The organism is Halorubrum sp. DM2, from assembly GCF_901686465.1.
Taxonomy (GTDB): Archaea; Halobacteriota; Halobacteria; order Halobacteriales; family Haloferacaceae; genus Halorubrum.
Genome location: NZ_LR594487.1, coordinates 1,241,846 through 1,268,653 on the forward strand (window position 1 = coordinate 1,241,846; position 26,808 = coordinate 1,268,653).

Below are 26,808 nucleotides of genomic sequence, written 5' to 3' on the forward strand. Positions count from 1 at the left end.
CTGACCGCAGGGGGAGGCAAACATATCACTCTCTGAGGATTTCAACAGAGCTTTTGATATCAATGGTGACCAAGCGTTCCAAATTGACGTTTATGACCAGCATAGCGGAGGTCAACGGCGCACAGGACTTAGAGCAGCATACCGTGTGCCTGTTCCGTAATCTGATGTGAGGGATATTGACGGAATAATTCGGTTATACTCTTATATTATCTGGCCACAATCTCTACTTGGGGGTATGGCACACGACTCCCGTATTCGTGCGTTGAGTACCAACACGCCGGTCTCTACACTTTTCGTACGTCGGATACCACCTGACAGTCTTGGTGAAGAAGTCTATTTGTGAGTTCTCACCGTCCCTATTGAGATTCGCTCTGACTGGTCTGGATCTCATCGCCCAAGTAACCGAGACAAGAACCCACTGGACTCGTCTTCCGGTTCGCTGGACTCCCTGTCGTTTGATTTGGAATCATCTTCGTCCATCTTGGATGCTGTCTCGTCACGCAGCAATTCTTCAACTGAGAATCCAACCCATTCCGCAAACTCCTCAGGGGCTCCAATATACACGCTCGTCGCTGATTTCTCTGACATGAATCGTTTTGGAAGTCGCTTTTCGTAGTCGTAGACCTCGTAGCCTTCTCGATCGAAATTGGCTGTGATCGCCCCTGGTTCTGACTCGAATGTGACACGGTCGCCCTGAATATCTCGCTGCCACATCAACCGGCCTGTATTGTATTCTTTTTCTGCTGGCTCATCAGCTGGGAAGTACTCAGGCGGATCCCGGCCTGCCTCCTCATAGAAGTCACACATGATCTGGCGGACATCCTCAATCGTGCCGGTCCCATCGGTCCACGGCTTCTCGGTGACCATCCGGCGAGCGATGTAACTGAAGATAGGATTCTGCCGTTCCAATACCTCTGATAGGTCCTCCTGTGCGTCGCGGAATCCTGGGTCTTCAGGGTTCGAAGGGAACGACACGTCCATGCTGAGGATCTTCATCCGATTGCGGAACTCGGATTTGGGGAGCGCATCGTTCGTGGTGAAAATCAGGCATGGCTGATCTACACTCGTTGGCGTCCAGTCACCCCAGTAGTTGCGGATCGGACTCCACCGCTGGATTTTCTCTTTTTCTGCGTCGATGATAGCGTACGGGAAGCATGTATCCCACTCACGGATCCCACGAACCTCCTTGACGCCGATCTCGTCAGCATCGACGCCGGAGATGACCGTGTTATCGGAAATGAGCCGGAGGATATATTCTGTGAGTTTGTCCTTCCCCGCGTCGCTTTTGCCTTCGATGTAGAGGTGCTGGAGAACGTTATCAAGGGTTCGGGACGGCGATGACAATTCCTCAGCGTACTGGTTCGCAAATGGGGCCCAGAAGCCGTAGAGAAATGCCTCGTACATCTGGGCCATCACCGCTTCTTCAGACTGCGTGTGGCCGTGCTTTTCCACTGTCTCGATGTAATCTTGAATCGTTTTGAGACAGTGATCGAGGACTTCGGATGTTGGTTCATCGGTGGCAACGAGGATCATCTCATCGTCTTCGCCGATGACGACCTGTTCGGCCTCCGGGAGGACAGACATGGTCGGGATCGATGTCGACTCCTTGACTTGGTTGTTGTACGCGCTCATCGGGGCCGTGATACTGTGGTCCTCGATCGTCGCTCCGTTATCTCGAAGTCTCGATCCGAACCTGTCTGCGGTGTCTTTATCGACTTTGCTGGTCCCCATCCGGATCTTTTCGTCTGTGGTTCGGACGCGCGGTCGGTCAAGGGCGTCAGTCAGTCCCGTTTCGTGATCTGACTCGACGAGTCCAACATCTGGTGACTCATCTGCTGTCTCTTCCTTCTCACCCTCTCGTTTGTCGACATCGTCGGGCTCCACGATGCTTCGGTCAGCGTTTTCAGGTTCCTCGACGAACGCGACGGTCTCGTCTGCCTCATTTGGGTCATCGACAACGGCGGTAACCTGATCAGCAACGTCTTTTAGATCCTCGACGGCGTCTTGGTTGAGTGCGGCTGTGTCACTGACATCGAGGTCACCAGCGCCGACCCAGTACTCAATCCGATTCTCCCGCTCTTCTGGCGAGTCGGCTTGCTCTAATGCGTCGACTAACCCCTCTAGGAGTGTTTGATCGCTGTACCCCTCACGGTATTCGTCGATGAATCGCTTGAACTCCGAATCTAACTCCGTTCCCACCTCGGTCGTCAACACAGCGATCTGGTTTGTGTGGTATTCCCAGGAGTTTCGAGAGAGATTCGCTGACCCGTGAACGAGTTTTACCGTCTCGTCTGGCATGACGATCCGGTAGATCTTCGAATGAACGGTCTTCTGGTTCTTCAATCGGACTGTGAGGCGATCGTCTTCCCGAAGTTGAACGAGTGACTTTGCGGTCGCCACTTCGTTCACCCGCTCTGCGTAGTCATCAGAATTGCCGATAAGCACATCCAAAGAGCCGATATCATACTCAGTCAGCATTTTCACCATCAGATCTGGAGTTTCTGCGTACGTGACCGCATCCACATGCTGAGCTCCTTCGAACAAATCTAAGAAGTCACTGCGGTCTTTCACCATCGCCAGACGATATTTTGCCGCGCCTGACCCGTAGAACTCAGGCATATCGGGGTACTTGTCGAATGACACGTTTGCCGTAACTTCGTCCATAGTAGTGGCAACCGGCTAATATGAATAAAAACTGCGCCAAGGGCGGCGGAAGTGATCAGAGAGACTCTGTTGGAATTGTGTTCTTCAGCGAAAAAGAAACCAGCGTCTATGACACTACCACGGAACTATTCTGTGTAGGTGGAGCGAGACGGGACTGGGATGATCTCCCTGTGACCGTTGTCTGATAGACCTAATCTTTTCTCAACACCTCTCAGATACCTATCTATTAAGTATATGTACGCAAAGTTACAGAACATGACCCAGCAACACATTTCCACTCAGATGATTCCCGAACGAGACGAGCCAGCACTGTATATCAATCCCAACTCTGAACAGATCGCAGCCTTCGCAGAGGAAGCAGTAACAGTTGAGGACCAGCCTAGGGTCCGGCTGCTCGCAGACTCAGATGAAATCAAAGACGCCCTCTACAGCTTCCTCACGGCCTCGAAGATAGCTGAACTGATCCACCGAGATCAACTCAGTCTCCGAACACTTGCAGAGCCAGTCCAGAATACCATCTTCACAACCGAATCTGAGGCTGTAGTTCCTGTGATGGGCAAGTACAGTATTTCGAGCTCGGACCCCGAACTGGTCTCATCAGTTTACGGTGAGTTCGACTCCAGATTCGAAGCAGCCGAGCAGTATCACCTCCGGACACCTGCCCTCTCGGTAGTAAACCAGACTCTCCGGGAGGAGATCGGCGATGCTACCGCAGACGAACTCAACGAAGTCCTCGCACACGCTGAAGAGATTTCCAACAGCAACGAATATCTCAGTATCGTTGAGATCATGCTCATCCTCGCAGCTCGCAACGAGGTCCTCCTCTACGATATCTCGAAATGGGGCGAGGATACGGGGATCGCTTCGAAAGCAACCTTCTCGCGAGCCAAATCGGCACTTGAAGATACTGGCCTCATCAAGACTGAAAAAGTTCCACTCGACGTCGGTCGGCCCCGCCTTCGGCTTCTCGCAACCGAAACGATCGCTACGGCAGACCTGAAAACGCTCTCTACCGAGATTTCCACCCCGTTTTGACATTCCTCCCGCTAAAAAGTGGGAATTCTCAGCCTCGCTGGAATATGAATCCAGACTGCGGTAAGTCCTGAACCCCTGTATCACCCCTGAAAATCGGAACTCAATATATAAAATCCCCATCCGGTTTCGACAAGATATGTATCCTGATAGACGGACATCGGAATACAGACGTCGCGGGTTGTTAGCCGCGGCAGCTGGGACCGCTACCCTCGGACTCAGCGGTTGTCTCGGATCGAACACCGAACAGACCGAAGAGAGCCGCACGCCCCTCTCGGAGCGCACCCTCCGATACGGCGGCGTGATGGCGCTTTCCGGGGGGTTAGAGTCAGTCGGGACACCGATCGCTGACGCAGCCAAGCTTCCGGGGAAGCAGCTCGACACCTCAGACCTGGAAGCCGACGTAGAGTGGCAAATCGAGGACTCAGAGACAACAGCGCGTGGCGGGATCGACGCCATGCGGACACTCATCGATGCAGACTACCCGGCAATTGCCGGCCCCCTCGGTTCCGACGTGACACTTCAGGCTGTCCAACAGGCATCTATCCCCGAAGAGGTCGTCAACTGTTCGCCAGCAAGCACGACGCCGACCCTCTCCATTCTCAACGACCGCGGGTTCAGCTTCCGGACCGCACCGTCCGACTCGCTACAGGCCGTCGTCGCCGCTAGACTCGCAAGCGACGAACACGACGCGTCATCAGCTGTAACTCTGTACATCTCGGGCGACTACGGACGGCAGCTCTCGGGCGCGTTCGCCACATCGTTCGACGGCGAGATACAGCAACAGGTCTCCTTCTCAGACACCTACGAGGAGCCGCTCGCAACCGCGCTCTCCGACAACCCCGACCTGCTCTTCGTGATCGGCTACCCGGAAGACGGCGTCGAGATATTCAGCCACTACTACGACAGCTACGCCGGCGACGAGACCGTGTTCACTACTGACGGGATGATGGATTCATCGCTCCCAGAACAGGTAGGCGAGTCGATGGAAGACGTATACGGGACAGCCCCATCCTCAAACGGGCCAGGATACGACGCCTTCACAGACCGTTACGAGTCTGAATACGGGCGACCACCGAGCATTTACACCGCAAACGGGTACGACGCCGCAGCAGTACTTCTCCTCGCGAACGCCGCCGCAGGCGAGAACGATGGCGGCGCGATCCGCGAGCAGATGCACTCTGTCGTCTCACAAGGCGGCACCGAAGTCACGCCCGACACCCTCGCCGAGGGGGTTCGACGCGCCGCCGCCGGCGACCCCGTCGAGTACCGGGGCGCGTCGAGTGAGGTTGCCTTCGACGAGAACGGCGATGTCTCCGGGATCGACTACGAGTACTTCCGGTACGAGACCGGCGGGATCAACGTCATCAAAGAGGTCTCCCCGGAGGTAGACGCATGAGCAGCGAGGAACCGCTGCGGCCTACCGACAACTCGAACAACGCACCACCCGATACCGAAGAGTCGGCGATCAGCCGCGTCGCGCAGCGGATCACACCAAGCGTGATCCGACGCAACTACCGCGCGAAGTTCGTCATCTCGATCCTCCTTGTTGTGGTCGTCCTCGCGGCCGTCGGCGGTGTGAACTACGCGAGCGCCGAAGCCACAGTCGAGCAAGACGCAGAACAGCAGCTCACCTCGACCGTAGACATGCACGCCGACTCGATCAACGAGTGGGCAGTCTCGATGGAGACGCACACCAGATCCGTCTCGTCGACGCAAGCACTCTCCGGGACTGACGCCGGCACCGCCGAAGGAGAGTTGATACAGAAGCAGGCACAGCTCCCAGTAGACGTGCGAGCGATCCACCTCGTCGACACAGCCAGCGGGGAGGTCGTCACGAGTACGTCGCCCGCCCTTCGCGGTGAGTCGGTCAACGGGGTCGAGGCTCCGTGGAGCGATGTCGAGCCGGGCGTCGACCTCACCTCATCGAACGACGTGTGGAACTCGCCGACCGCCTACAAGTCAAGCGCCATGGGCGATCAGGTGATGGCGTTCGCCAGCCCGGTCGCCGGCGAAGAGTCGCGCATCGTTGTGCTGGTCGGGACCTTGGAGTACCGGGTCGATAACCTCCGACAGCTCCACGCCGACCAGGAGACGATGATCGTCGGCGCGGACGGCGAGACGATCCTCTCCAGCGGCGGTGACGCGCTGAACGCCGACGACGAGGTCGTCGCCGAGCTTGGCGCGTCCCGCGACGGGACCGCCTTCGACCGCGGCGACGACGAGGTGGCGGCGTACGCCTCGACTGGGGACAAGGAGTGGGTCGCTGTCACCACCGTCCCGACCGCGCAGGCCTTCGCCGCGAGCGACGCGGTCGGCACGAGTGTCCTGACGGTGATCGGTGCCGGGCTGCTCGCGCTCGCCGTCGTCGGGCTCGCGCTGAGCCGCCAGACGGTCGGGCCGCTGCGCGACCTCCGCGACCGCGCGGAGCGCATGGAGAGCGGGGACCTCTCGGTTGATCTGGAAACGAACCGGATCGACGAGATCGGCCGGCTGTACGGGTCCTTCAGCGCAATGCGCGACTCTCTCAGCAGCAAGATCGACGAGGCTGAGACCGCACAGGAGGCCGCCGAGGCCGAGCGCGAGCGGATGGCGGAGCGGAACGACCGCTTACAGTCGACCGCCGACGACTACGGCGAGACGATGCGGGAGGCCGCCGACGGCGACCTCACCGCACGAATGCACACTGACGCAGACGACGAGGCGATGACGGCGATCGCCGAAGAATTCAACGGAATGATCGCGGAGATCGAGCGGACGTACGCCCGTCTCACCGCGTTCGCTGACGAGGTTGCTGCCGCGTCAGAGCAGGCGACGGCCTCTGCCGAGGAGGTAGCCGAGACGGCTTCCGAGGTCGCCGGATCGGTCGACGAGATATCACAGGGAGCCGCAGACCAGAGCGAGTCGCTGGCCGAGGTGAGCGGCGAGATGAGCGACCTCTCCGCGACGATCGAGGAGGTCGCCTCCTCGTCCGACCAGGTCGCTGAGGCCGCCGCACGGACAGCGGAAGCGGGCAACCGCGGGCAGGATGCCGCCGAAGACGCCATCAACGAGATGGAAGCAACCGAGGAAACTGTCGAAGAAGCAGTTACAGCAATCCACGCGCTTGACAACGAGGTCAGCGAGGTAGACCAGTTGATAGACCGGATCACAGAGATTGCGGAACAGACGAACATCCTCGCGTTGAACGCCAACATCGAGGCAGCCCGCTCCGACGGCGAGGCCGGTAAGGGATTCGAGGTAGTGGCAGAAGAGATCAAGACGCTATCTGACGAGGTGAAAGATACGGCAGAGACCGCAGAGTCCCGCATCGACGCGATCCGAGAGCGGATGGATCAGTCGACATCCGAAGTCGAATCGACGAGCGAGCAGATCGATGATGCCGCAGAGCGCGTCGAGGCTGCCGTCAACGATCTTGAACACATTGCCGACTTGGCGGACGAGACCAACAACGGAGTCCAAGAAATCTCCGACGTGACCGAAGAGCAGGCCGCCTCCACCGAGGAAGTTGTCTCCATGGCCGACGAGGTAGCGACAATCAGCGAAGAGACGGCGTCCGAGGCAGACAATGTGGCCGCGGCCGCAGAGGAGCAGACCACCTCGCTCACAGAGGTCTCGAAGTCCATCTCCTCACTCTCCGAACAGGCCACTCAGCTCTCGGCAACTCTCGACAGATTCGAGACAGACGCAGACTTAGATCAAGCAGTAAACACTGAATTGGGCTCTAACCAACCCATAGCCGCCGATGGAGGGAAAAGCGGACGCGGTTAACTCCGCTATACACGTTGTGAACTACCCCAAGTAGTCACTCCGCTTCGGCTTTGTTGAAATCATATTTTTCAGACATATATTTGTCTGGAACAGCCAGTCGATTGGAATTGCGTATGTAGCATCTTTATACTCAATAGAGAAATAACAGAAATCAAGCCAACTGATTATGGATAATCGAAAAATCCGAACTGCCGCATTCCTCATTCTTGGGTCAGGGCTGGTGCTTAGTGGGGTTATCCAACGGTTAGGGTGGGTTGTGATTACGGTTCCTCCAGTCGTCTATGTCGTACTGGGAATTGGGATGCTCAGTTACGGTCTGTTTCTAGATACGTAACTCCAAGAAATATTCTCTGTATTGACCGATCCGACCTGCTAGTTTTCTGAAGAGCTCCTATTCGAGATATGTGCGTTCGCTTCAGCACGCACTAGATTACCATCTTAGAGTACTGTGAAACGCGGGATTTACGTACTTTAGTATCCTAATATACTGATACTTGATGATCGAGATCTCCGATTCGCTTCGTACTCTGTTCAGTGCTCAAATCGAAGAACGTGACGGGTCATATGTCGTGGACGTTCCCGCGAGTGAAATCGAACATGATGCGCTTGCTGCCGACGAAACGTACCGCGTCGCGATCTTGGCGTCAGAATCCTCGACAGGCCAGAAGACTCAGCAAGAGCAACACCACTCGGCTGCTCAAGAAACACCTCCGACGTCGGACGGTCCTCCTGTGGATGAGGGTGAGGTCCGTGACGTGACGATCGAGACGACCGGCGATCAAGGAGACGGGATCGCGAAGGTTGAACGCGGCTACGTCGTGATCGTCCCTGGTGGACAACCAGGTGATGAGCCAACGGTCGAGATCGATCAAGTCCAAGAGAACGTTGCGTTTGCCAGCATCGTCGAACACGACTCACGGGCGCTCTAACGTCGATTTATTAGCGACCGTCTGTAGGGCCGGCGTCGTTGAGACTCTGACCGCCTCTGCGATTACTCAAGATCGTAGGCCGCAATCTCGTGAGAGCCACACTGTGGGCATTCATCGACATCCTTTTTGACGCTGTATCCACAGTGGCGGCATTCGTGGTGAACTGTCGATGACGGCTCAGGTCTGACGATCTGCTGGATGAACTGTTTACTGACCATTGATGGGATCGACAATCTCCCCACAGCCGGGGCATTCGGCCCACACGCCTGGTTCACTGTAGCTGTTTCATACTCGATGATCGCGTGTCGATCGGTCACTGTCTCGCCGCAGAATGAGCAGGTTCCACGGACCACCTCTGGATTATCGGGGATCATTCTCACGAAATTGGCAGGTCTTTTCAGGGGGAGAGGGAGCGTGTGACACTGTTTTGGAGCTGGTTCGGTCAGTGAGACCGATTCAGCTTTGCTCCCTCACCTCCACATTACAAACTCTATGACTTATACTTCGGGCGACCGGGGCGAAAGTACTCCTCTAAAGAAGGACACCAGCCAGTGGGGAGCAATTTTCGATGCGCTCTCGAACCCATATCGGCATCAGCCCCTTGTTGCGCTTCTCCGGCACAACCCCCAAGACGACGAAGATCCTGACCCGCTGGATCTTGTTGGCGAAGCCGACGAAAACGTCGAACAGCTCCAGATGGGAATGTACCACAGTCACCTCCCCAAACTGGCGGACCTCGGCTTCATCGAGTGGGACCCCGACGAGAACGAAATCAGGAAAGGTCCACGTTGGGACGATATCGCGCCACTACTCCGCCTCATCGAGGACCACCAAGACGAACTTCCCGACGGCTGGCCGTAGGCGGCCACTGACCCTGCTGATAACGTACTGTCTGTATTGACCGCAATCGGGCCTGAATATGTCTCCTGCTGAGGATCTCAACAGAGCCAAACTAGAGGAAATCGTCGATTCCAGTGTCGACTAAGTCTTCCGTGTCTTCTTCGAGTTCATGATCTAAGTCCCGGCTCTCCGGAACTTCAAATGAGATCGTCGGTGAATCCTTCTGGACCTCCGCTAACACTGTCTCAACCTCCCTGTGGAACGGAGACCCCGGATTTGTGCCAGTCACTGTACACCACGCACGCGACCGCGTCAGAGCTACGAAGAGCTGATTCCGCCGTTGTAGTTCGGAGCCACGCCATGTCTCCTCTGCCGTCGAATCGGCACCCATAACATAAACCGAAGCTGCCTCGTTGCCTTTCGCCCGATTGATGCCGGATAGTGTGACCTCGCCAGGCTGCTTGAACGCTTTTTCATCATCACTTGATGACGAGTCCTCCTCGGGCCAGGCTACGTTCAGTTCAATGTCGAACTCATCGAGTGCGTGTTCAAGCTCTGATTTACAGAACTCTCGATTGCCCGTCCCGTTTCTCCGTTGACCGCTTAGTGGAATTACGAGCAGCTCCTCGGGATCCAGTCCGTTTTCGAAGATATCCCGACGGAGTTGCTCAGCGACCCACTCGATTTCATCTGCTTTTGATGCGAACGATCGGTGCGTGATATGCTTCTCTGGTGGGTACTCGTCTTGAAGAGGGTGTGGAGAGTTCTCTGGTGGCCTCGTCAGAACAGCTTCGCTCCCGATTTTACGGAAGTCACCGTCAATATCATAGCCGAGGTTCTCCCAACCATCTTGCCGAGTAATCATTTGGACCGGCCCATCGTCCCGCTTGAGCCCCATCCCCAGTGCGTGGGCAGTCATTAGAAGTTGATGGGGCGACCGGTACGCCTTCCGCATAATGTAGGTCTTCTGTGGGCCGTTCTTGTAGGTCCCACTCAGATCAAGAAGCGCATTCCCGTCGTCATCGGTCCCGAACAGGTTCTTCGGACTCGGTGCTTCCAAACTTCCGAGATCTTGGGCCTCATCATAGGCCCAAATGAGTCGATTAGCGTCTGTGAGCGATTCCAGACACAGATTCAGGAACTGTGGTCCGAAGTCTTGCGCTTCATCGACCAAAATCGCATCCCAGAGATCCGGGATCTCTCCTTCCGCTGCCTCAAGTATCTCTCCCGCAACAGCCTCTTGTTCATCGTCAGCGTCCGGGAATGCCGACTTGGCATCCGAATAGTTCCGATAGTGAACGCCATCAACCTCATTGACGACGCGATAGTAGACTCCATCCCCAGTTTGGCCGCCGCCCCACCCATGGAGGATATCGATCTCTGCGTCAGCCTCGTCGAGTGACTCACCACCGAAGCGCTGATAAAATCGTTCCGTGAGGGTGGTGATGTGGTTGTAAAGGCTTTTTGTACTGAATGTCAGCGCGATCCGTGGTGTTTCGACGTTCGGTGCCCACTCATCGGGGTCGCTGAGCATCCGAGCTGCTTTCATCGCGACGAGAACCGTTTTTCCTGACCCAGCGATCCCTCGAATCTGTTGTGGGCCCGGCGGGATCCGCAGCCCGATCTCCTGTTGCCGCATATCTAATTCACGAATCCCGGTGGTCACCATGTCGTAGTACTCGCCTCGCGTGGTGGGATCCTTTGGTGGACTGCCGTGAGAGCCGCTGATTGGCTGGCCACAACTGAGGACCGCTCTGGCGACCTCATACTCCTCTTTACTTAGTGAATCGAAGCTCGGGAGCTCGTCGAGCCGCTCACGGAGGGTTTGGGCACCCAACTCGTCACCAGTAACGACTCTCGGCGCAGTCGGCCCGGTGAACCCTCGCTCTTCCCACTCAGACCGCTCAATGTTCGGCAGTAGGACGATCGGCGTCATCGAGACGATACATTCTCCGTCCGACCGAAGTTGGGATTCCCGCTGGAAATACGATTGTAGGTGGAACCCTTGATCGCGTGCTTGCTCAAGAGGGCTTGCGGTTTTCTGGGTAACACCTTCTAGAATCCACGTATCACCCTCAATCCGATCGATCTGGTCTATCGTGTACCCCTTACATTCGAGTATAACTAGCCCCATATCCTCATGGAGCAGTACGAAATCCGGCTTGCGATCGAATCGGTTCCCGCCTTTCTGGATAATCGGATACTGGTGGTAGAGGACGCCTCTCTCGTTCTTATCAAACGCTCGTTTGAGGCGGTTCCACACTTTGAGTTCAGCTTCGCCTCCAGGATCGGATTCAGAGACTGACGAGGCAGAGAGGTATTCCATATTTGCTTACATTATACAGCATTTGATATAATTGGCGGATCACCCGACTGTATTCCGCTATTTACAGTGAGATAGTGGGGAGGTTCATGAATCCGCTCGTGAGGCGCTGACGGAGCAAATTCCCTCGCTGTAATGGTGTTTGTGAGATTCCTCCAGATCAATATTTCACCTGCCTTCAACGTCGTACTCAGCTTCGCTTTTTCTTCCTCCACAACATATACAGTGAGTGAATAGTATGATAGTATATCACCCAGATAGGGTTGAAAATTCTCAGTGAATATGGACCCCGATCAAGCATCCTCATGGGACGAATACCAGCGTAGCCTTGAGTCGAAGCAAAATGAGACACTGTTTTCGTTGTTGCCCGGTCCGCTGAAAACGGCCGTCTATGGAGACCTTGTCACTGAGATCGCGCACGCTGATGAACGGAGAACGAACGCCGAGCAGCGCTTCAAAGAGCTGAAACAGCAAACCCGATCTCTAACCTCGAATCTTGAGGAATCCCTTCGTGCGTGTCGCCACCGGGGTGAACCTCTCCCGGAAGAAGCACGGAATGCGGTCCCAGATATTCGGGATTCTCGTGCCCAGATAGGTGGCCTGCTGGAAGAGCACACACGATTTCTCACGGCGGCTGAGCAATCTACACTGCGTGAGCTACAGGCTGATTTGGACGATCACGTCGCATATCTCCAATCGAAGAAGCAATTTGATGCGGGGGTGACCGAAGTTCGGGATAACCTGACTACACTCGAAACCGACGTCGACGCAGCTTGCGATGGTAGTTCGATTTTGTCTGCTGATGCTGAGGAGGACCTCCTGAAACGGATTACTCAAACCCAACAATTGCTTGCGCCGGTCAAGCCGGACTCGTCGGAGACACCGCTTACCGAACCGGATTTCCAAACGATTGGCAATATCGCTGATCGGCTTGACTCACTCCGGTCACAGGTTGAAGAGTACAATTCGGCGTACGTTTCGGACCGCTATGAAACGGTGTATCGGAAGGCTGTCCGGCTCTACAAGGATCTTCAGGAAGATGTAGCAGCGTCTCAAGAGCAGGGCGACCCACTCCCCGAACCCGGACCCGAACTACTCGATCGGGTTGGCGCTATGCTCCAATCGATTACAGAGCTTAGAGGGCCGCAAGCTGAAGCTGTGCTGACGAGTGAGCAGGTGGAGAACCTCGATTCTGTTCAGTCAGGTCTCCAGAGCTACCATAAGTTCATCAACTCAAAGCACACGTTTGATTCGCAGATCGACGACTTGGAAGCCCAGGTTACTGAGATAGACTCGGACGTGACAGACCCGGAGACACGGGAGTCGTATCTCACGACACTTGAGAAAGACGCACTCACCTCGTCGATAGAGGAGATTACAACAGCTATTCTCAGCTTCGACAAGCAAGTCTCCTTGGAGTTGCTCGCAGAACGTGAAATAACCCGTCTAAATAAGCTTAAGCGGCGGGTTTCGCGGTTAGAAGATCGGATCGAAACCGTCAACGAGCAATTTGTCGAGCGCAAGCGGGAGCAGTACGCGGACCTGTTTAGTGGCTTTGGCGAGGAGAATCTCGCCCTCAATTCGGAGCAGGAACTCGCCGTATACCGGAACGATATCCACAACCAAGTGATTGCCGGCGCGGGTACTGGAAAGACGTTTTCGCTATCGTGTCGGGTCAAGTATCTCGTCAAAGAGGGTGTCTCCGAAGACGATATTCTCACGCTGACGTTCACGCGAAAGGCAGCCGATGAAATGGGAGAGCGGCTGGACGAGATGTTCGATATCACTGGTGTCGAGACATCGACGCTCCATTCGTTCGGTAATCGGACACTCAATGAAGTCGACCCGACGCTCGTCCAGATCGAAGATCAGAGTCGACTCCGCGAAGTGAGTCGGTTCATCCGTGCGCTGCGGGCCAATGATGCTGAGTTCGAGTCTCACTATGAGGCATTTCTCGATATCTATGCCGAAGAGAATCTCAGCGATGAGTCCGATACACGGAAAGACTTCGTCGAGTCCATCCGGTATAGCTCTGGGACGACGCTTCGGGGGGAGGAAGTTGAATCTCGATTCGATGAAGAACAAGATGTCCACACCAGTATCGCCGACTGGCTGTTCAAACACGAGCTCGACTACCGATACCGTCAGTATGCGGCGTGGGCGGGGAATCCGAACAACGAAGCATATATTCCCGATTTCACACTGCCTAGCTTGGATCTCTACATCGAGTACATCCCCTCCGAAGCAACCCGACAGCGGAAGCGGTGGTACGAGCAATGCCCAACAGCCGATGAAATCTCGACCATCTTCGAAGGGACTGACAAAACTTATCTCGTAATCGATGGTGACGAGGTCGCACCGAACCAAGTTACCCGTTATCTTGCTGACCAACTCTCAGCGCGTGGGATTGATTCAGCGAGCCCGCTCAGTGGAGCGGAACTTCGAGATGCGGTCTACGAACACAACATTCTGACACGAGAAATCGAATCCCACTTCGCCGACTTCGTCAAGAAGGCCAAGACCAACCAACAGAATCCTCGTGACCATCTTGAGGCGCTTGATCGCGAGCGTGACCCCGAGCTGTACCACTTTAGCCATGCTGCGACGCGGGTCCTCGAAGTGTACAACGACCGGTACGAGGAGTACAACGCGTACGACTTCGTGGACATGATTGTGATGGCGACAGCGGCGATCGAAAGCGGAGAGGCGGGCGAGATGGCCCGGTTCAAGCACGTCATGGTCGACGAGTTCCAGGACCTCAATCTCGTCCAGATTGAATTCATCCAAGCGCTGCTCACCCAACACGAGGATGCCAGGCTGTTCGCAGTCGGTGACGACTGGCAGAGTATCTACGGATTCAAAGGAGCGCGGCCCGACTACTTCATCGACTTTGAAGAACACTTCCCGCACGACACAAAGACCGAATTAGAAACGAACTATCGGTGCCCTCCGAGTGTTGTTCAGGCCGGCAACACCCTGATTCAGAACAACGACGCGAAGACGTCGAAGACAGTTAGAGCGAACAAGTCGCTGGAGACCACGCCGCAAGTACATCTTGTTCCCGGCTCTACTGAGTTCCAGTACAAGCAGAACGCTGTCACAAGGCTGGTCAAACTCGTGACTAACTCGATTCGTCGCAACCCAGACCGTGATCCATCGGACATCATGGTCCTCGCCCGGAACGAGGAGGGCTCGCCGTTCATTCGGGATGTCTCAAGAGAGCTCCAGAAGCGTGATATCGAGCTCGGTGCGGGGTCCGGTGTTGAGGTAACCACCGCTCACCAATCAAAAGGGAAAGAGGCTGAACACGTCATCATCGCCAACGCTGCTGGCGATATGAGTGACGGGTTCCCGCCAACGGAGGGCGACCGAAATCTGACGACGTTGGTTGAGATGAATACCGGATCGCACCTCGACGAGGAACGACGGTTATTCTATGTTGCGCTTACTCGCGCGGAAGAGCGGTTAGATATTCAATCACGGGCTGGACAGCAATCTCCGTTTTTGGGTGAGATTCAGGACCACGTCGCCGTGGAGTCTGCGGGTGCCGATTGGACTGCTGATCGGGAAACAGTCACTGTCACCGTTGCGGATGAACGTGAAGCCGAACCGTACTGGGAGACCCGGCAAGTTGGGGAAGTGACGATCGACAAAGAGTATTCGGTCAACTTCGCCATCGCCGATGATGCGACGGAGCAACCTCTCCTTGACGATGGGGCTGAGTATCGATTAGAAGACGTGAAGATCGGTGAGTACAACGGGCAACCTCAGCTTCAAATTGATTCAGAGACGACCGTTACGGCCCGGTCTGCGTCACAACATCGCTGATAGCAATCTCGTTCGGAAGACGAGTTTCGTACGATTACTGTGACCATGTCCACGAATTCCGTTTCGCCAAAACGTACTATTCAGATGTATTTTCGCTTGAAACGGCCAACGATTATCCAGTGTAACTTGACTGTTGTGAGTCCTAACAACTGCAGATAATACTAGGAGAGCCGTGTAAGGTACAGAGCGTATATTATGTAATCGTCCACTTACTCATTTACGGGGTATTGGATGGTTTCTGTACGCAAATACCGCAGTTTGGTTGTGTACGGATAGTTTTACAATTATCAACGATCAATCTTGATTAATGCCCTCCAGACGGACGGTACTTGGCACCGGAGTAGTAGCCACCTTCTCTCTCGGGACGTTATTTACCGTTCGCAGTGGTCCGATCCAGACTCCCGACCAACCTGAAGACTCGTGGCCACAACATCGCTACGATGCCTCCAACACTGCTCGCTCCGACCTCCCGGTCCCGAGCGAACCCACAGTCGCGTGGTCACGGAGTGCGGTCGGACAATCTTTCCCCTCGCTCGTAGCTGGGACCCAAACCGTCTTCGCGGGTGGTGATGGGATCACGGCGCTTGACAAAAGCACCGGCCGCCAGCGATGGCACAAGGACGCTGACGGAAACAAACTGGCGCTCGTTGATACCGGATCCAATGAACCGACGCTGTACGTCGCTCACGGGATCGGATCGTACGATCATGACGGACGCTCCCCCACTCTCCGAGCATATGACGCTACCGACGGTACTGAACGCTGGCGACACGAGATTCCAACCCCCGCGTACGATCTCGTACCGACAGAGACTGGCGTCGTGGTTGGCTGTCACGGGGTGCTTCTGACTGTCGGACGGAACGGCCACCGCCACTGGACCGAAAGGGTGCCCGGGAGTGGAGATGTTTATCCGATGATCCATGAAGGCAGGCTCTACGCAGGCCTCCCAGGATACGTCCGCCAGTATCGCCACCGCCGGCATCTTGATCTGCTTCTCGGCTTTCCGCCCGATGTCGGCTGGCGGGGAAGCGACACGAGCAGACCCAAACCACCTACCGTTGCGTGTAGCAATCTTGTGATGGGAACGGAGCAGGCAACGTTTGAGTCCGAGGATCCGGTCGTCCACGCTTTCGATCTCACTTCTGGAGAACGACAGTGGGGAGCTGGTCCAAGAACGGCCACTAGACGCCGGATGCTTACTCCTGTACAGTTCGGTAATACTGGTCTTACTGCGATCCATGTCTCCGATGGCGACGACAACTCAGAAACGACGTTTATTGCCGGAATAAATCTACAAGACGGTAGCGTCGAGTTCAGACAATCAGTCAACGATTGGTTCTGGCGGGTTGCTGCCGGAGCCAACTGTACTGTCTTCGGCGGGTACAGTGGTAACCTGCGGACGTACTGGCCCGATGGCCGCGAACGATGGCAAACCAAGGTGGGAGCCTCAGTAACTGATCTCGTAGTGCTTGACGGACGAATTATTACTGCTCAAGCTAACGGCGACATCACGGTTCTAGAATGAGTTAGCCAGTACATATGAATCAAGTATAAAAAAACGGATACACTAGATCTGCCTCTCGAACGCGCCTCAACCGATTCAGCAGCCGCCAATTTTGAGTCTACATATTGGGAGATACATACTCTATATCTTGTACGCAGCACCTCCGATAGTCATGACAGGGGTGGTCTGTGTCGGTGTGAGACCCGCTGAATTCGACGGTTCTTGTGTTTTCTATACTGACTACAGGCGAGTTAGGAATCAGCCCTACCTGAGAGGCTCAACAACGCCACTACTCGGGGATCTGGCTCTGTTGAAATCCTATTCTTCAGACACATTCTCGCCTGAAACGGCTGGTCGATGAAGAGTGCGCATCTTATAATCAAATCCCGTAGCGTATTTCTTTCCAGCTGTATAGATCAGCGTATGCGCCCTGCCCTCCGATACGCGATCTCGATAGGTGTTGGATTAGTGGTTTCAGCCCTCACATGGGAGTTCACCACAACAGACCGCTTGATTACTTTTTCACTCCTTCCACTCTATGGTGTAGTAACGTCGATGATTCTGGCGTATAAACAGCAGTGGCTTTCCATTTCTCGTCGCAATACTAACTGGTCGGCAAGGAAGCGAGCGGCTGTTATTGGTGGTGTTGGAGCGTTCACTGGGTCTCTCCTTCTCCAGTCATCAGTTCCTGTGGGGGTTGCTGGGTATGGACTACTGATTCTTGGCATGGCTGGAGCTATCGCAGAAGTAGAGCGGTTGTAGATCAATTGTGTTGAGCGATTCGTGACCTTCCTGTACTGAGCGATCCCGGCCGTGAAACTATCATCTGCTGAGGATTTCAACAGAGCCGGGGATCTCTATTACAACTCAAGCATGGCATTGGCGGCGGTCTGGATATTCTCTGCCGTTGTCGCTCCGACCTGATACACGTCCGTTAGTTCTTCTTGGGACGCCTGTACAATATCGTACGGAGTCTCGTATCCGGCTTCATGGAGATAGTAGGCTTGTTGACCGGTGACGGCGTCGATATCAGCAACGGTCGGTCCGTACAACACCCGAAGTTTCGGGATCGCTTCGGAAGCTGGGACACCGGACGCCGCAAGCGACGCGAGGGCCGGATCGAACACGGGGTCTGAAACACCTGTTTGATCCCGAAGTCGCTCGTTAGCGGGCTTTGTTCGTCCAACAATCTCCCGAGCGCCCTCAACGCCGACGGCAGCAACGCCCTCAGTGATGCCATCGATGTCAGCGAGATATCCTGGCCGGGAATCAGCAAGTGTTTCGATGGACTTCACACCGCCATCAACGAGTTGGCCCGCCCGCTTTGGTCCAATACCTGGAATGCGTTCTAATTCGGATGCGATCTCGGAAGTGGACCGCTCGGATTTCTCTGGTTCCGTGGTATCCGGCTCAACCTCTCTGGCTTTGCCTGTCGATGACGTAGGCTCATCGGGCTTCAGTGAATCAGGTAGAGAGGGAAGGTCAACGACTTTGAGATCCTCCGAAGAAACATCATCAGCAATCGGGGAATCTTCAAGCACTGATCGGACTCGCTCAGCGTTTCGTTCGGCGATATTAGATTCGGTGACGTACGATATCAACGCCGACCGTTCGCTGGAACTGAGTGTCTGATCGGATGAGAGATCCTCAATGATCGCATCTGCGTCACGCTGGTTCGGGAACCACGCATCTCCCATTGCCACGAAAAGCGGGACAAACGGTTCGGGAACGATGTCACGTTCAGTGAGTCCCAACTTATCGGTAAGCACGATGATGGCCCTATCGTCCAGCGATAGTTGGTACCGCCCGCCAGGGAGAGAGACCTCTAACTTCAGCCGATCGACCGAGTCACGAATCAGCCTCGTTGGTTGCCGCATACCATCCCATTTCCACCAACCATGATAAGATTATGACTAGAAGAAAAATAGACATAAACGGAGCTACTGAGCGCGGTGAGTTGAGTCCTGAAGGCGGAACACCCAAATTAGTAACTGTTGAAACCAAGACCAATGCCACTGTCAATAGACGGACCGTCAACGCCACCTCAATTTCGGGATGGGATATCTGGCCTTGCGAAGCAGTCTGAGACCCCACCACCCATCGTGAGTCTCAGCGATATTCATGGATACCTCACCGAAGCGAAAAGTGCTCTCTTAACGCTCACAGATCATCCTGAGTTTGATCCTGTCGTTAGCCAAGACGATGATGGGCGCTTACACTGGGCTGGGAACAATTATGTTCTCGTCTTCAATGGGGACCTCGTTGATCGGGGGCCAGCGAACGAGGGAGTCCTCGCACTGGTACGTCGCCTCATTGAGGAAGCACCCCCTGGCCGTGTGAGAGTGACATTGGGGAATCACGAGGCGTTTATCCTTTCTCCAGATCACTTCAACTTCGAGCGATGGTTTGCGGGGCAGGTATCGACTGCTGATCGGCTCACGTTTTTCGACGCAATTGCTGATGGGCATGTCATCGCGGCGTATGAGGGGTACAACTACACCTACGCACACGCAGGCTCCCCTGATCCGTACGAGACTGACGCCGTCAACACGACACTCATCGATGCCGTCGACGTTCTTACGGCGACCGCAGGCACCCCTGACGATGCTGCGTCACAGCGGACGGTCCTCGATACACACAGTCGGGTTCTTGGAGTCGGAGACGCCCATCCAAAAGGTCCCGAAGCGGGCCTAGTCTGGTTGGATTTCGAGTATCTACCAAGTGATGCGCCGCCGCAAATCGTCGGTCATACGCGACATGACGAACCGCAGCAGAACGGAAACGTGTTCTGCCAGAATGTGCTCCGGAATAATCTCGCGAGCCCCGGAGGCGAGGGGGTCTTCATCGAAACCCCAACCTCGCTATCAGCGCTCATCCGTCACGGCGACAGTGAGATGACTGAGCTTTCGCTCGTGACTCCCGAGGAGAGTAGGACGCGCGAGGGAGCCTAACAGCGGCGGCGCGTTGGTAACTTATGGCTTTGTTGAAATCCTCAGAAGTTGATAGTTTTATACCCCTAATCGCTCAGTACAATACACACACCTATTGGTTGTTTCAGTAGCGATAGTGTCAAATCAAGGAGGTTCTTGTCTATCAAGATATTCATTAATCAACGTCGGAGCGACCACTCCAACACCGAGTACCACAGCAGACATAACCCACAATGGGGGTTGTACTATGCTGAGAGGCACAAGTAACAGCAATGTCAACGCGATGAAACCGACAATAACCTTGTTTTCACGGGAAACCATAAAGTAATTTTATATACGAGTTCATTTATCTGTATCGTTCAGTCAGTTGTGATTTCCTGAAAGATACGCGCCCTACATCTTACACGGTACTCTGAACATCGTCTCAAACGGATAGAATTCTCACCAGTCAACTCGCAGTCTTCATCGACCGGCTGTTTCACATGGTCTTATGTCTGAAGAATAGGATTTCAACAGAGCCTAACTTATCTATTAGGCTCGTACTCGCTTACCTCCCACTCACGTTTGGCGATCTCACCGTTAATCGTGTCGAGATCTGCTTGGGTCACAGTCTCAGGGTCGCGTAGCGGAATACAGTATTCCAGCTGCTTTCCGAAGCAAATAGCCTCTCGGTGACGTGAAACCATCCCGAGTTTGAGCTCAGCAAGTGTCCGCCGGAACATATTCCGCACCTGCTTCTTGCGTTTACTAGCGCTGGCATCAAATCCTGGTGCTAAGGCCCAATAATCGATATCATGATCACTGTACGTGTAAGACCGATAGTTCAGTATCTGTCCGAATCCCTCAGCGATATGTTTCGTGTTGCATCTGTATGTTCGTTTGATTTCGATCCCAACACACCCGACAGACGGGTGCTCTGCCACGATATCAATACGACCGTTCCGGTCATCATCGAACACCTCTGTTTCGACATTCCAGTCGTGTGCTTCAAGCAGTGCGATGAGGTGTGATTTGAATTCCCGCTCTTTCCGGTATTCGACCGCAGTGAGGTCGGGAACTCCATTGATCACTTCACTGTCGTCGTACTCTGCGCCTTCCCATACGGGGCCGTCACCGATGTGGCTTCTAATCATTGGTTGCGTGGTGTGTAGCTGCCTGATTGACAATTGTGTGAGCGATGCTTCTCTCACCGAGCGTCGTGGACCCTGTTTGTAGGATTACGGCGGCTGGTGCTCTCAGGTCATGTCTGAGACTAATTGGCGGACATACAGTCGGCACTGCGTGCGGTTCTCGTTGCGATCTGCTGCTGTGGCCTCTCAGTTGCCAACTGGCACTCCAGCGTCGTTGGCACCTACTGTGCCGATGTATCCTCAGACCCGACCTAGGAGTGGCCTGGACCGCTACTGCCTGCTCGCTGGATAGTTGAGCCGCTATCGGGAAGTCGATCGCAACTGTCGATGCGATGCTGCGATTCCCTATTGAGCGCGGATTGCTGGGGATTCGTCGAGAGACCTGTAGCGACGGCGGACTATCGTCCCCAGTCGTTTGGATCACAGCGTTCCACTTCCGGTGGCCGTCTACCGTTGTCGGCCGGACTCGGGGGAGATCACCGACTGTCCCAATACGACGGTCGTAGCTACTCGCCGAAATGTCGGCGCGGTCGATGAGCGCTTCTCGACCAAGCGGCTCAGGCGCAGTCAACAGCGTCGTGTAGAGCTTCGTGGCCGTTGGCGAGAGGTCCGGGCGGAAGCGCTTGCTTGGCAGCGTTGCGGCCGCCTGATCGACTGCTGGCCGCCACCCGCTGGTGGGTGACTCCTCACAGGCGCGGACGAGACAGGTGACCGCATCGTACGGGTTACTCCGGTGTGGCACGTCACGACCGAACGACTGGAGACAATACCTTACGATCTCGCGCCGATCGCTGGGCAACCACTCGGTCTCGTACTCCGCGGCGATCTCGTCGACGACCGCACGGACCGACGCGTAGGTCGTGCCATCACGAACTGGAACGGTTAGCGTCGGTGCTGACTCAGTCCCAGATTCAATAGCTTCGCGGAGGTCGCCCAATTCGGCTGAGAGCGCCTCTGCGATGTCGGCTTGGAGTGTTGTCGCCGTTGGGCCCGCAAGGACCCACGACGCCGTCAGGTCCATCGAAGCGCCTGTCTCGACATCGTACGGCAACCGTCGCTTGAGCTTCGGCGGCCGATCCTCGAACAACATTCGATAGCCCGAATGGATCCCGTACACCGACTGTTTCGGCACCGTGTATCGGATGAAGTCACACAGGTCGGCCCGCCGTGACTCGTCACGAGCAAGGGACTCGGTGTCCGGCAGCCGGACAGTAAGCGTCAGATCGACGCCAGCGGCGTGATACAGCTGTGTTGCTGTCGCGATGAGTCCGTGGAGGTCTTCGAACAACTCGCCACGAGCAGCACTGTCGTCGCTTGTGACGAGCTCGCTGAGTTGCGCGAGGTGATCGTCACGGACGATCTCGATCCGGTCACGCCATGCGGTGTAGGCTTCCTCATCGTCGCTGAACCAGCCAACTTGCTGACCGCGTCGGAGAATCCGGCCCGGATCTGTTGTGAATTCGCCGGTCCCGTCGTGGATGTTCGCGAACTCCGGGCCAAGCCGTGACGGCGTGAGGATCTCGTCGAGTGCCTGATCGCTGAGTAAGGAACCCGCGAGACGTCCCAAGGTGGCCAGCGGGCCACCCCACTCGACGATCGCGAGACACTCCCCGTCGACGTGGCTCAAGTAACTCACCCGGCCGTCGTCGAACGGCTTGACTGGGTCATCGACGAGTGTGACGGCTCCAGTGGTCGCTGGAACCGTGAACCGCCGGTGAAGCGCCGCCGCATCGTGGGTGTCGATCCATCGGACGTACTCCTCGTCAACGTCCCCTGTCGCTGCGAGCCATGGCTCCACCGTCGTCGGGGTGGGAGCTGTGGCCTCTCGCGGGGGCGACACTGTACTTGATGAATCGTGAGTGGTCGCGGTAAGACGGTCCGACAGTTGGGCCTGAGCCGGATGCTGAAGTTCGCCTGCTGCCGTGAGACACTCACTAACGGCTGTTTCACCGAGGGTAGTGAGTGTCACTGTGTTGTGTCGGCCACGGCGGTCAATTGTGACGAGCCCGCGGGACTCCAAATCGAGCACGTATCTGCCGACCGTCCCGCGCTCGATATCGAGTGTGGGATCGTCGGCAAGCTCGCTGTAGTGGCAGCCCGAATTCTGCGGGATCGCCCCAAGCAGGCGGCGTTTTCCGGGTTCGGTTTCGAGACCGTCGAGTGCCGCCCAAGCCGCCTGTGTCGGACTCGGCTGCCCAGCTGTTTCATCGGAACTGCGGTGTCCTGACGGGTGGGACCGATCCCGGTCAGCAGTAAGACCGAGATGGACCTCACTCCACTGGGGATACCGACGTGTGAGTTCCCCTTGGAGCCGCGGCGTTGCGACGACTCGAACATCGAACCCGTTCGCAAGCACCGCAATCGCAGCGAGCACGCGGACCCCAGTGCGCCGGTCGGTCAATTTGGTCCACGCAGGCCCGTCGAGAAGCAACGTGACCGACCGCGGCTGGTCATCGAGTTCGCGATGGAGTGCGACCGGGCCCTTCGCGAGTGCGCCGAGATTGGCGTTAACGGCACCGCGACCGGTTCCAACAGATTCGACGGTGTCGACCAACGAGGCTCGACGCTGGTCGTGATACGTCGACAGGTCCTGCTCGTCATCGTACGTGAGTGCGAGCGTGCCGATCGCCCGGGTGTACGCAACGGCTTCGGCTGTCGCATCGTCCCAGGTGTCATCAAGGGTGTTCCACTCAGGGATGGTGTCGTCGAGTATCGCGGCGCTTGCTCGCCACGGACCGGTGTGTGACGTGTAGGTTTGAACCGACTCGACAGTCATCTCACGGAGCGACGCGAGTAGCTCAGGCATCCACTCCGTGAGGCGTGGCGTCACCTCCGGACAGACGAGTCCATCGGTATCGATGGTACTTGTGGGAGTAACGAGGTGGACACCTCGCTCGCGACCTGCTGGCGGTGCTGTGGAACGGGCGTCTCGTGTACTGGGTGCAGCCATCACTCGGTCGCCTCCCAGAGATTCACCACTGCGACAAGTCGCTGGATCGTCCGCCGAATGTAGCACCGTATCGTCGTCGAGAGTGGGTCAACGCCGCGGGCAATTCGGATCGTTGCCGCAATCTCTGGGTGACAGCTTTCGTCGATCGCCATCGCTGCCCGGGTGAGTGTAGCGCGGACTGCCGACGCCGCATCGGCACGGCTGGCGACAAGTACGCGTCGGAGATGGTCGATTGTCGAGCGAACGCCCCGTTGCTCGGATGACGGATCCGGAGATGTCGTGGCCCGTCGCTTGTGACCGCTCGGTGACGCGTCCCGTTGATCTCTGTGCGGGGCTGGCGACTCCATCAATCGTCACCTCCCGAGACTGCCGGATGATCGCCGACCGTTACCTGGCTCCGGGTGACGTGCCGCTGTCGGTGCTGTGTGGACGTTGGGGTGACGCGTTCGGCGACCGGCGTATCGGCCGGCAGCCATCGAAGCGTCGTCGTGGCGGCGGCGCTGACGCCGACTGGAACCGGGTCAACGAGGATTGACCACGTTGACTGGGTCGCGGCATCGGCAGCGCTCCCAATCCGGCCAACGACGAGGAGTTCGCGGACACCCAGCGTGAACACCTCCCGCTGGCGGTGGTCTGGACGAGCGCACACGCAGTCACCGATTTGGTAGGTACACTCGTCGGCGGGTTTGGAAACGTGTACGACGACATCGTCACCCTCGGTGAGCGACCGGCCGCAGTGTTGACACTCTATGCTGGTTTCCGCCAGCGACATGTGGTCGAGCTCGCTGACAGTGGTGACTAACTGGACATCGGCAGCGCTGTGGGCCCCTGCGTTGCTACGGGACGCAGAGTCTGAATCTTGATTCATGGACCCCGATTCACCGTTGCGATGGTCCGACCACAGTACCACCCGCAGCGTGGACAGGTCCAGCCGTTCACGAAGCGGTTGACGAGCCGCTCGCAGTTGCGACATCGCCAGAGCTTCTTCGTCACGCGTCAGCCTCCACTGCTTGGCGGACGGTCACATCGTCGAGTGCGCCTTGGAGGGTGGTACGGGCGTCAAAGCGAACGTGACGGTGGCGTGGGTGGGTCACTCGGTATCACCCGCGACCCAAGCGTCACGGTTCGTGAGTGCGGTGTGTGCCTTGTCGGTGAGCGCGTACTCGTTGGTACGCTGATCGCGAGGATGTTTGTCGACAAGACCGCTGTCGACAAGCTCGTCGAGATTCTGGTAGAGCCGACTATGGGTGATCTCTTCGCCGTAGTAGTCGGCGAGGTCCACCATCACTGCGAGGCCCTTAGGGTTGTCCGCCTTCGCAAGAACGCGGAGAATATCACGCTGAAAAGCCGTTAGGCCAGCGACAATGTTGCTGTCGGTGGTCGCGCTCATGCGTCACCCCCCGTCGCACAGTCGCGGCAGATCGGTTTACCGGTGGTTGCGTCGATGCCATCGGCACTGGCGTGACAGCAGACGCAGTCGCTGGCGTTTTTACTGGGCGGTTCCTCTCCCGTCGTGCGGGGCTGTATCCCCGCAATTGCCATCATTGGCATGGTTCTGTGTCAGGTCACAGAACCCGACCCGGCTGGGTGCTCCAACACCGTGGCCGGGATTCCTACAGTTTCATCGCGAGCCGAGAGTTCGTCACTCGGGCTCCGTATCTCATCAATACGCTCTTAGTCACATATAGTTTACGGGAAGACTATATGGGAGCTTTATTTGACTAAAAAGTGCTATCCGACCGTAATATACACCACGATATTGTATATGTGCTACATGAGACACTCGGGAAAGTGGATGACTTCTCTTGACGATCGGATTCTCGAATTTCTACATGAAAATAAGCCGACAACGCCGACGAAGATGACGGAAGAAGCACCGATGCGCTACTCTCGGCAGCATGTTGATCGGAGGTGTAAGAGATTAGATGAAGAGGGGTTGCTTGAACACCTCGGAAATGGAGTCTACATGATTACTGATGAGGGTGAGGCGTATCTTGACGGCCGTCTCGATACAGAAAACTGGCAATACATCGAGGAGAACACCGACAGTGTGGACCTCGACGAGTCAACGGACTGAGTTCGTGATTAGCGCAATAATCACAACCACGGAAACTACTTATTCGGTAGTAGCTTCCTCCGTTATCTCGATCTCCTCGTCGGTGGGTCCGTACAGCTCGTACTCAATTTCGTCGATCAGCGTGTCTGTCTGCTCTATCTTCTCGTCAAGCTCCTCAACGCGCTCGACAGTTTCAAGGTAGTTTTCGGGATCGTCGGCCACGTCGTTGACGATCGAGACAGACAGACCTTCTTGTTTTACTATGGTTGAGGGACCAGTGATACGGAATGCTACAGAGAAACCTGACCTTTGGCTCTATTAATGATCTACCTCACAAGGAGAAAGGAACATTTGGAGAAGTACTCAGTGGCACCTATCTAAAAAGTCAAATCAGAGAAAATCCGACGCTCACTGTTGGTTCTAATATCGATGATTCGGATCCAAGAGTCTGGATTTCACACGTTAATGGACCGACTGTAGTCCAAAAAATAACGTTTAATGATGATTCACATACCAATAAAACCGATTCTGAAAGAGTACAGTGGAAGCCAGATTTTAGCTTTGAGGTGACGCTGCCTGACCACAAAATTCGGCAGCGTATCTTCATTGAAACAAAAACGGGCGATTCCCGGCCTGAAGGGAGCCAACTCGCGGCGATGAAATTGGCAGCAGAACAGGTAAATCCGGAGAGTACGACGGGATTGTCTCAGCCGACAACTCCGGACAAGAGGGTCGTTATTCTTTGCCAAGTGAAATATAATAAATCAGATACGAGCCTTAATTATGAACGCTTCAAAGGAAAGTGACCAAAGAAATCTCTTTCCGAAACAATCTGACGAGATAGGACTGTC

General features: G+C 55.8%; 19 protein-coding genes. 11 read left to right on the forward strand and 8 right to left on the reverse strand.

Annotated features, from left to right (window positions below; all coding sequences use genetic code 11):
• Positions 1–387: 387 nt before the first annotated feature.
• Positions 388–2,664, reverse strand: a complete 2,277-nt coding sequence (locus tag QOL69_RS06365) for an Aq_aa27 family P-loop NTPase (RefSeq protein WP_283402496.1) — start codon at positions 2,662–2,664, stop codon at positions 388–390.
• 255 nt (positions 2,665–2,919) lie between these two features.
• Here QOL69_RS06365 and QOL69_RS06370 point away from each other — a divergent pair, with 255 nt between their 5' ends.
• The 5 genes from QOL69_RS06370 (at position 2,920) to QOL69_RS06390 (ending at position 9,257) form a co-directional block, all read left to right on the forward strand.
• Entirely contained in the window at positions 2,920–3,699 is a 780-nt protein-coding gene (locus QOL69_RS06370) for a transcriptional regulator TbsP domain-containing protein (protein WP_283402497.1), read from the forward strand.
• Positions 3,700–3,835: 136 nt separating this feature from the next.
• Positions 3,836–5,095: an ABC transporter substrate-binding protein gene (locus QOL69_RS06375; protein ID WP_283402498.1), complete on the forward strand. Its 1,260-nt coding sequence runs from the start codon at positions 3,836–3,838 to the stop codon at positions 5,093–5,095.
• Positions 5,092–7,467, forward strand: a complete 2,376-nt coding sequence (locus tag QOL69_RS06380; RefSeq protein WP_283402499.1) for a methyl-accepting chemotaxis protein — start codon at positions 5,092–5,094, stop codon at positions 7,465–7,467. The genes QOL69_RS06375 and QOL69_RS06380 overlap by 4 nt, the downstream gene beginning before the upstream one ends.
• 497 nt (positions 7,468–7,964) lie before the next feature.
• On the forward strand, positions 7,965–8,396 hold the full coding sequence (locus QOL69_RS06385) for a TRAM domain-containing protein (protein WP_283402500.1): 432 nt from the start codon (positions 7,965–7,967) through the stop codon (positions 8,394–8,396).
• Between the two features lie 492 nt (positions 8,397–8,888).
• Entirely contained in the window at positions 8,889–9,257 is a 369-nt protein-coding gene (locus QOL69_RS06390; RefSeq protein ID WP_283402501.1) for a DUF7344 domain-containing protein, read from the forward strand.
• Between the two features lie 91 nt (positions 9,258–9,348).
• Here the strand turns inward: QOL69_RS06390 and QOL69_RS06395 are convergent, their stop codons facing one another.
• Positions 9,349–11,562: a DEAD/DEAH box helicase gene (locus QOL69_RS06395; RefSeq protein WP_283402502.1), complete on the reverse strand. Its 2,214-nt coding sequence runs from the start codon at positions 11,560–11,562 to the stop codon at positions 9,349–9,351.
• Positions 11,563–11,841: 279 nt separating this feature from the next.
• On the opposite strand from QOL69_RS06395, the gene QOL69_RS06400 reads away from it, so the two are divergent.
• The 3 genes from QOL69_RS06400 to QOL69_RS06410 all read left to right on the forward strand — a co-directional run bounded on the left by QOL69_RS06400 (position 11,842) and on the right by QOL69_RS06410 (position 17,653).
• Positions 11,842–15,387, forward strand: coding sequence for a UvrD-helicase domain-containing protein (locus QOL69_RS06400; protein ID WP_283404217.1), 3,546 nt, complete (start codon positions 11,842–11,844; stop codon positions 15,385–15,387).
• 913 nt (positions 15,388–16,300) lie between these two features.
• Positions 16,301–16,912: a hypothetical protein gene (locus tag QOL69_RS06405; RefSeq protein ID WP_283402503.1), complete on the forward strand. Its 612-nt coding sequence runs from the start codon at positions 16,301–16,303 to the stop codon at positions 16,910–16,912.
• A 402-nt stretch (positions 16,913–17,314) separates the two neighbouring features.
• The gene (locus tag QOL69_RS06410) at positions 17,315–17,653 is read left to right on the forward strand and encodes a DUF8153 family protein (protein WP_283402504.1); all 339 of its coding nucleotides are present in this window, start codon (positions 17,315–17,317) and stop codon (positions 17,651–17,653) included.
• Between the two features lie 98 nt (positions 17,654–17,751).
• Here QOL69_RS06410 and QOL69_RS06415 read toward each other — a convergent pair whose 3' ends face one another.
• Positions 17,752–18,768 carry a helix-hairpin-helix domain-containing protein gene (locus QOL69_RS06415; RefSeq protein WP_283402505.1) on the reverse strand — a complete coding sequence of 339 codons (1,017 nt, stop codon included), beginning with the start codon at positions 18,766–18,768 and terminating at the stop codon, positions 17,752–17,754.
• Positions 18,769–18,900: 132 nt separating this feature from the next.
• On the opposite strand from QOL69_RS06415, the gene QOL69_RS06420 reads away from it, so the two are divergent.
• Positions 18,901–19,842: a metallophosphoesterase gene (locus tag QOL69_RS06420; RefSeq protein WP_283402506.1), complete on the forward strand. Its 942-nt coding sequence runs from the start codon at positions 18,901–18,903 to the stop codon at positions 19,840–19,842.
• A 503-nt stretch (positions 19,843–20,345) separates the two neighbouring features.
• On the opposite strand, the gene QOL69_RS06425 is transcribed toward QOL69_RS06420, so the two are convergent.
• The 4 genes from QOL69_RS06425 to QOL69_RS06440 form a co-directional block, all read right to left on the reverse strand.
• Positions 20,346–20,954 carry a hypothetical protein gene (locus QOL69_RS06425; RefSeq protein ID WP_283402507.1) on the reverse strand — a complete coding sequence of 203 codons (609 nt, stop codon included), beginning with the start codon at positions 20,952–20,954 and terminating at the stop codon, positions 20,346–20,348.
• A complete protein-coding gene (locus tag QOL69_RS06430; protein ID WP_283402508.1) occupies positions 20,947–23,757 on the reverse strand; it encodes a MarR family winged helix-turn-helix transcriptional regulator in 2,811 nt (936 codons plus the stop codon). Before QOL69_RS06430 ends, QOL69_RS06425 begins: the two co-directional genes overlap by 8 nt.
• Positions 23,758–24,247: 490 nt before the next feature.
• Positions 24,248–24,769: a DUF8112 family protein gene (locus QOL69_RS06435; RefSeq protein ID WP_283402509.1), complete on the reverse strand. Its 522-nt coding sequence runs from the start codon at positions 24,767–24,769 to the stop codon at positions 24,248–24,250.
• 222 nt (positions 24,770–24,991) lie between these two features.
• A complete protein-coding gene (locus tag QOL69_RS06440) occupies positions 24,992–25,291 on the reverse strand; it encodes a helix-turn-helix transcriptional regulator (protein WP_283402510.1) in 300 nt (99 codons plus the stop codon).
• 384 nt (positions 25,292–25,675) lie between these two features.
• Here QOL69_RS06440 and QOL69_RS06445 point away from each other — a divergent pair, with 384 nt between their 5' ends.
• Positions 25,676–25,978, forward strand: a complete 303-nt coding sequence (locus QOL69_RS06445; protein ID WP_283402511.1) for a winged helix-turn-helix domain-containing protein — start codon at positions 25,676–25,678, stop codon at positions 25,976–25,978.
• A gap of 39 nt (positions 25,979–26,017) precedes the next feature.
• On the opposite strand, the gene QOL69_RS06450 is transcribed toward QOL69_RS06445, so the two are convergent.
• The gene (locus tag QOL69_RS06450) at positions 26,018–26,179 is read right to left on the reverse strand and encodes a restriction endonuclease (protein ID WP_283402512.1); all 162 of its coding nucleotides are present in this window, start codon (positions 26,177–26,179) and stop codon (positions 26,018–26,020) included.
• Between the two features lie 65 nt (positions 26,180–26,244).
• Here QOL69_RS06450 and QOL69_RS06455 point away from each other — a divergent pair, with 65 nt between their 5' ends.
• Positions 26,245–26,763, forward strand: coding sequence for a hypothetical protein (locus QOL69_RS06455; protein WP_283402513.1), 519 nt, complete (start codon positions 26,245–26,247; stop codon positions 26,761–26,763).
• Positions 26,764–26,808 lie beyond the last annotated feature (45 nt).

Coding starts and splice junctions, on each gene's coding strand:
- QOL69_RS06365 (WP_283402496.1), bottom strand. CDS start 2,664: ATGGACGAAGTTACGGCAAACGTGTCATTCGACAAGTACCCCGATATG.
- QOL69_RS06370 (WP_283402497.1), top strand. CDS start 2,920: ATGACCCAGCAACACATTTCCACTCAGATGATTCCCGAACGAGACGAG.
- QOL69_RS06375 (WP_283402498.1), top strand. CDS start 3,836: ATGTATCCTGATAGACGGACATCGGAATACAGACGTCGCGGGTTGTTA.
- QOL69_RS06380 (WP_283402499.1), top strand. CDS start 5,092: ATGAGCAGCGAGGAACCGCTGCGGCCTACCGACAACTCGAACAACGCA.
- QOL69_RS06385 (WP_283402500.1), top strand. CDS start 7,965: ATGATCGAGATCTCCGATTCGCTTCGTACTCTGTTCAGTGCTCAAATC.
- QOL69_RS06390 (WP_283402501.1), top strand. CDS start 8,889: ATGACTTATACTTCGGGCGACCGGGGCGAAAGTACTCCTCTAAAGAAG.
- QOL69_RS06395 (WP_283402502.1), bottom strand. CDS start 11,562: ATGGAATACCTCTCTGCCTCGTCAGTCTCTGAATCCGATCCTGGAGGC.
- QOL69_RS06400 (WP_283404217.1), top strand. CDS start 11,842: ATGGACCCCGATCAAGCATCCTCATGGGACGAATACCAGCGTAGCCTT.
- QOL69_RS06405 (WP_283402503.1), top strand. CDS start 16,301: ATGATCCATGAAGGCAGGCTCTACGCAGGCCTCCCAGGATACGTCCGC.
- QOL69_RS06410 (WP_283402504.1), top strand. CDS start 17,315: ATGCGCCCTGCCCTCCGATACGCGATCTCGATAGGTGTTGGATTAGTG.
- QOL69_RS06415 (WP_283402505.1), bottom strand. CDS start 18,768: ATGCGGCAACCAACGAGGCTGATTCGTGACTCGGTCGATCGGCTGAAG.
- QOL69_RS06420 (WP_283402506.1), top strand. CDS start 18,901: ATGCCACTGTCAATAGACGGACCGTCAACGCCACCTCAATTTCGGGAT.
- QOL69_RS06425 (WP_283402507.1), bottom strand. CDS start 20,954: ATGATTAGAAGCCACATCGGTGACGGCCCCGTATGGGAAGGCGCAGAG.
- QOL69_RS06430 (WP_283402508.1), bottom strand. CDS start 23,757: ATGCCTGAGCTACTCGCGTCGCTCCGTGAGATGACTGTCGAGTCGGTT.
- QOL69_RS06435 (WP_283402509.1), bottom strand. CDS start 24,769: ATGAATCAAGATTCAGACTCTGCGTCCCGTAGCAACGCAGGGGCCCAC.
- QOL69_RS06440 (WP_283402510.1), bottom strand. CDS start 25,291: ATGAGCGCGACCACCGACAGCAACATTGTCGCTGGCCTAACGGCTTTT.
- QOL69_RS06445 (WP_283402511.1), top strand. CDS start 25,676: ATGAGACACTCGGGAAAGTGGATGACTTCTCTTGACGATCGGATTCTC.
- QOL69_RS06455 (WP_283402513.1), top strand. CDS start 26,245: ATGCTACAGAGAAACCTGACCTTTGGCTCTATTAATGATCTACCTCAC.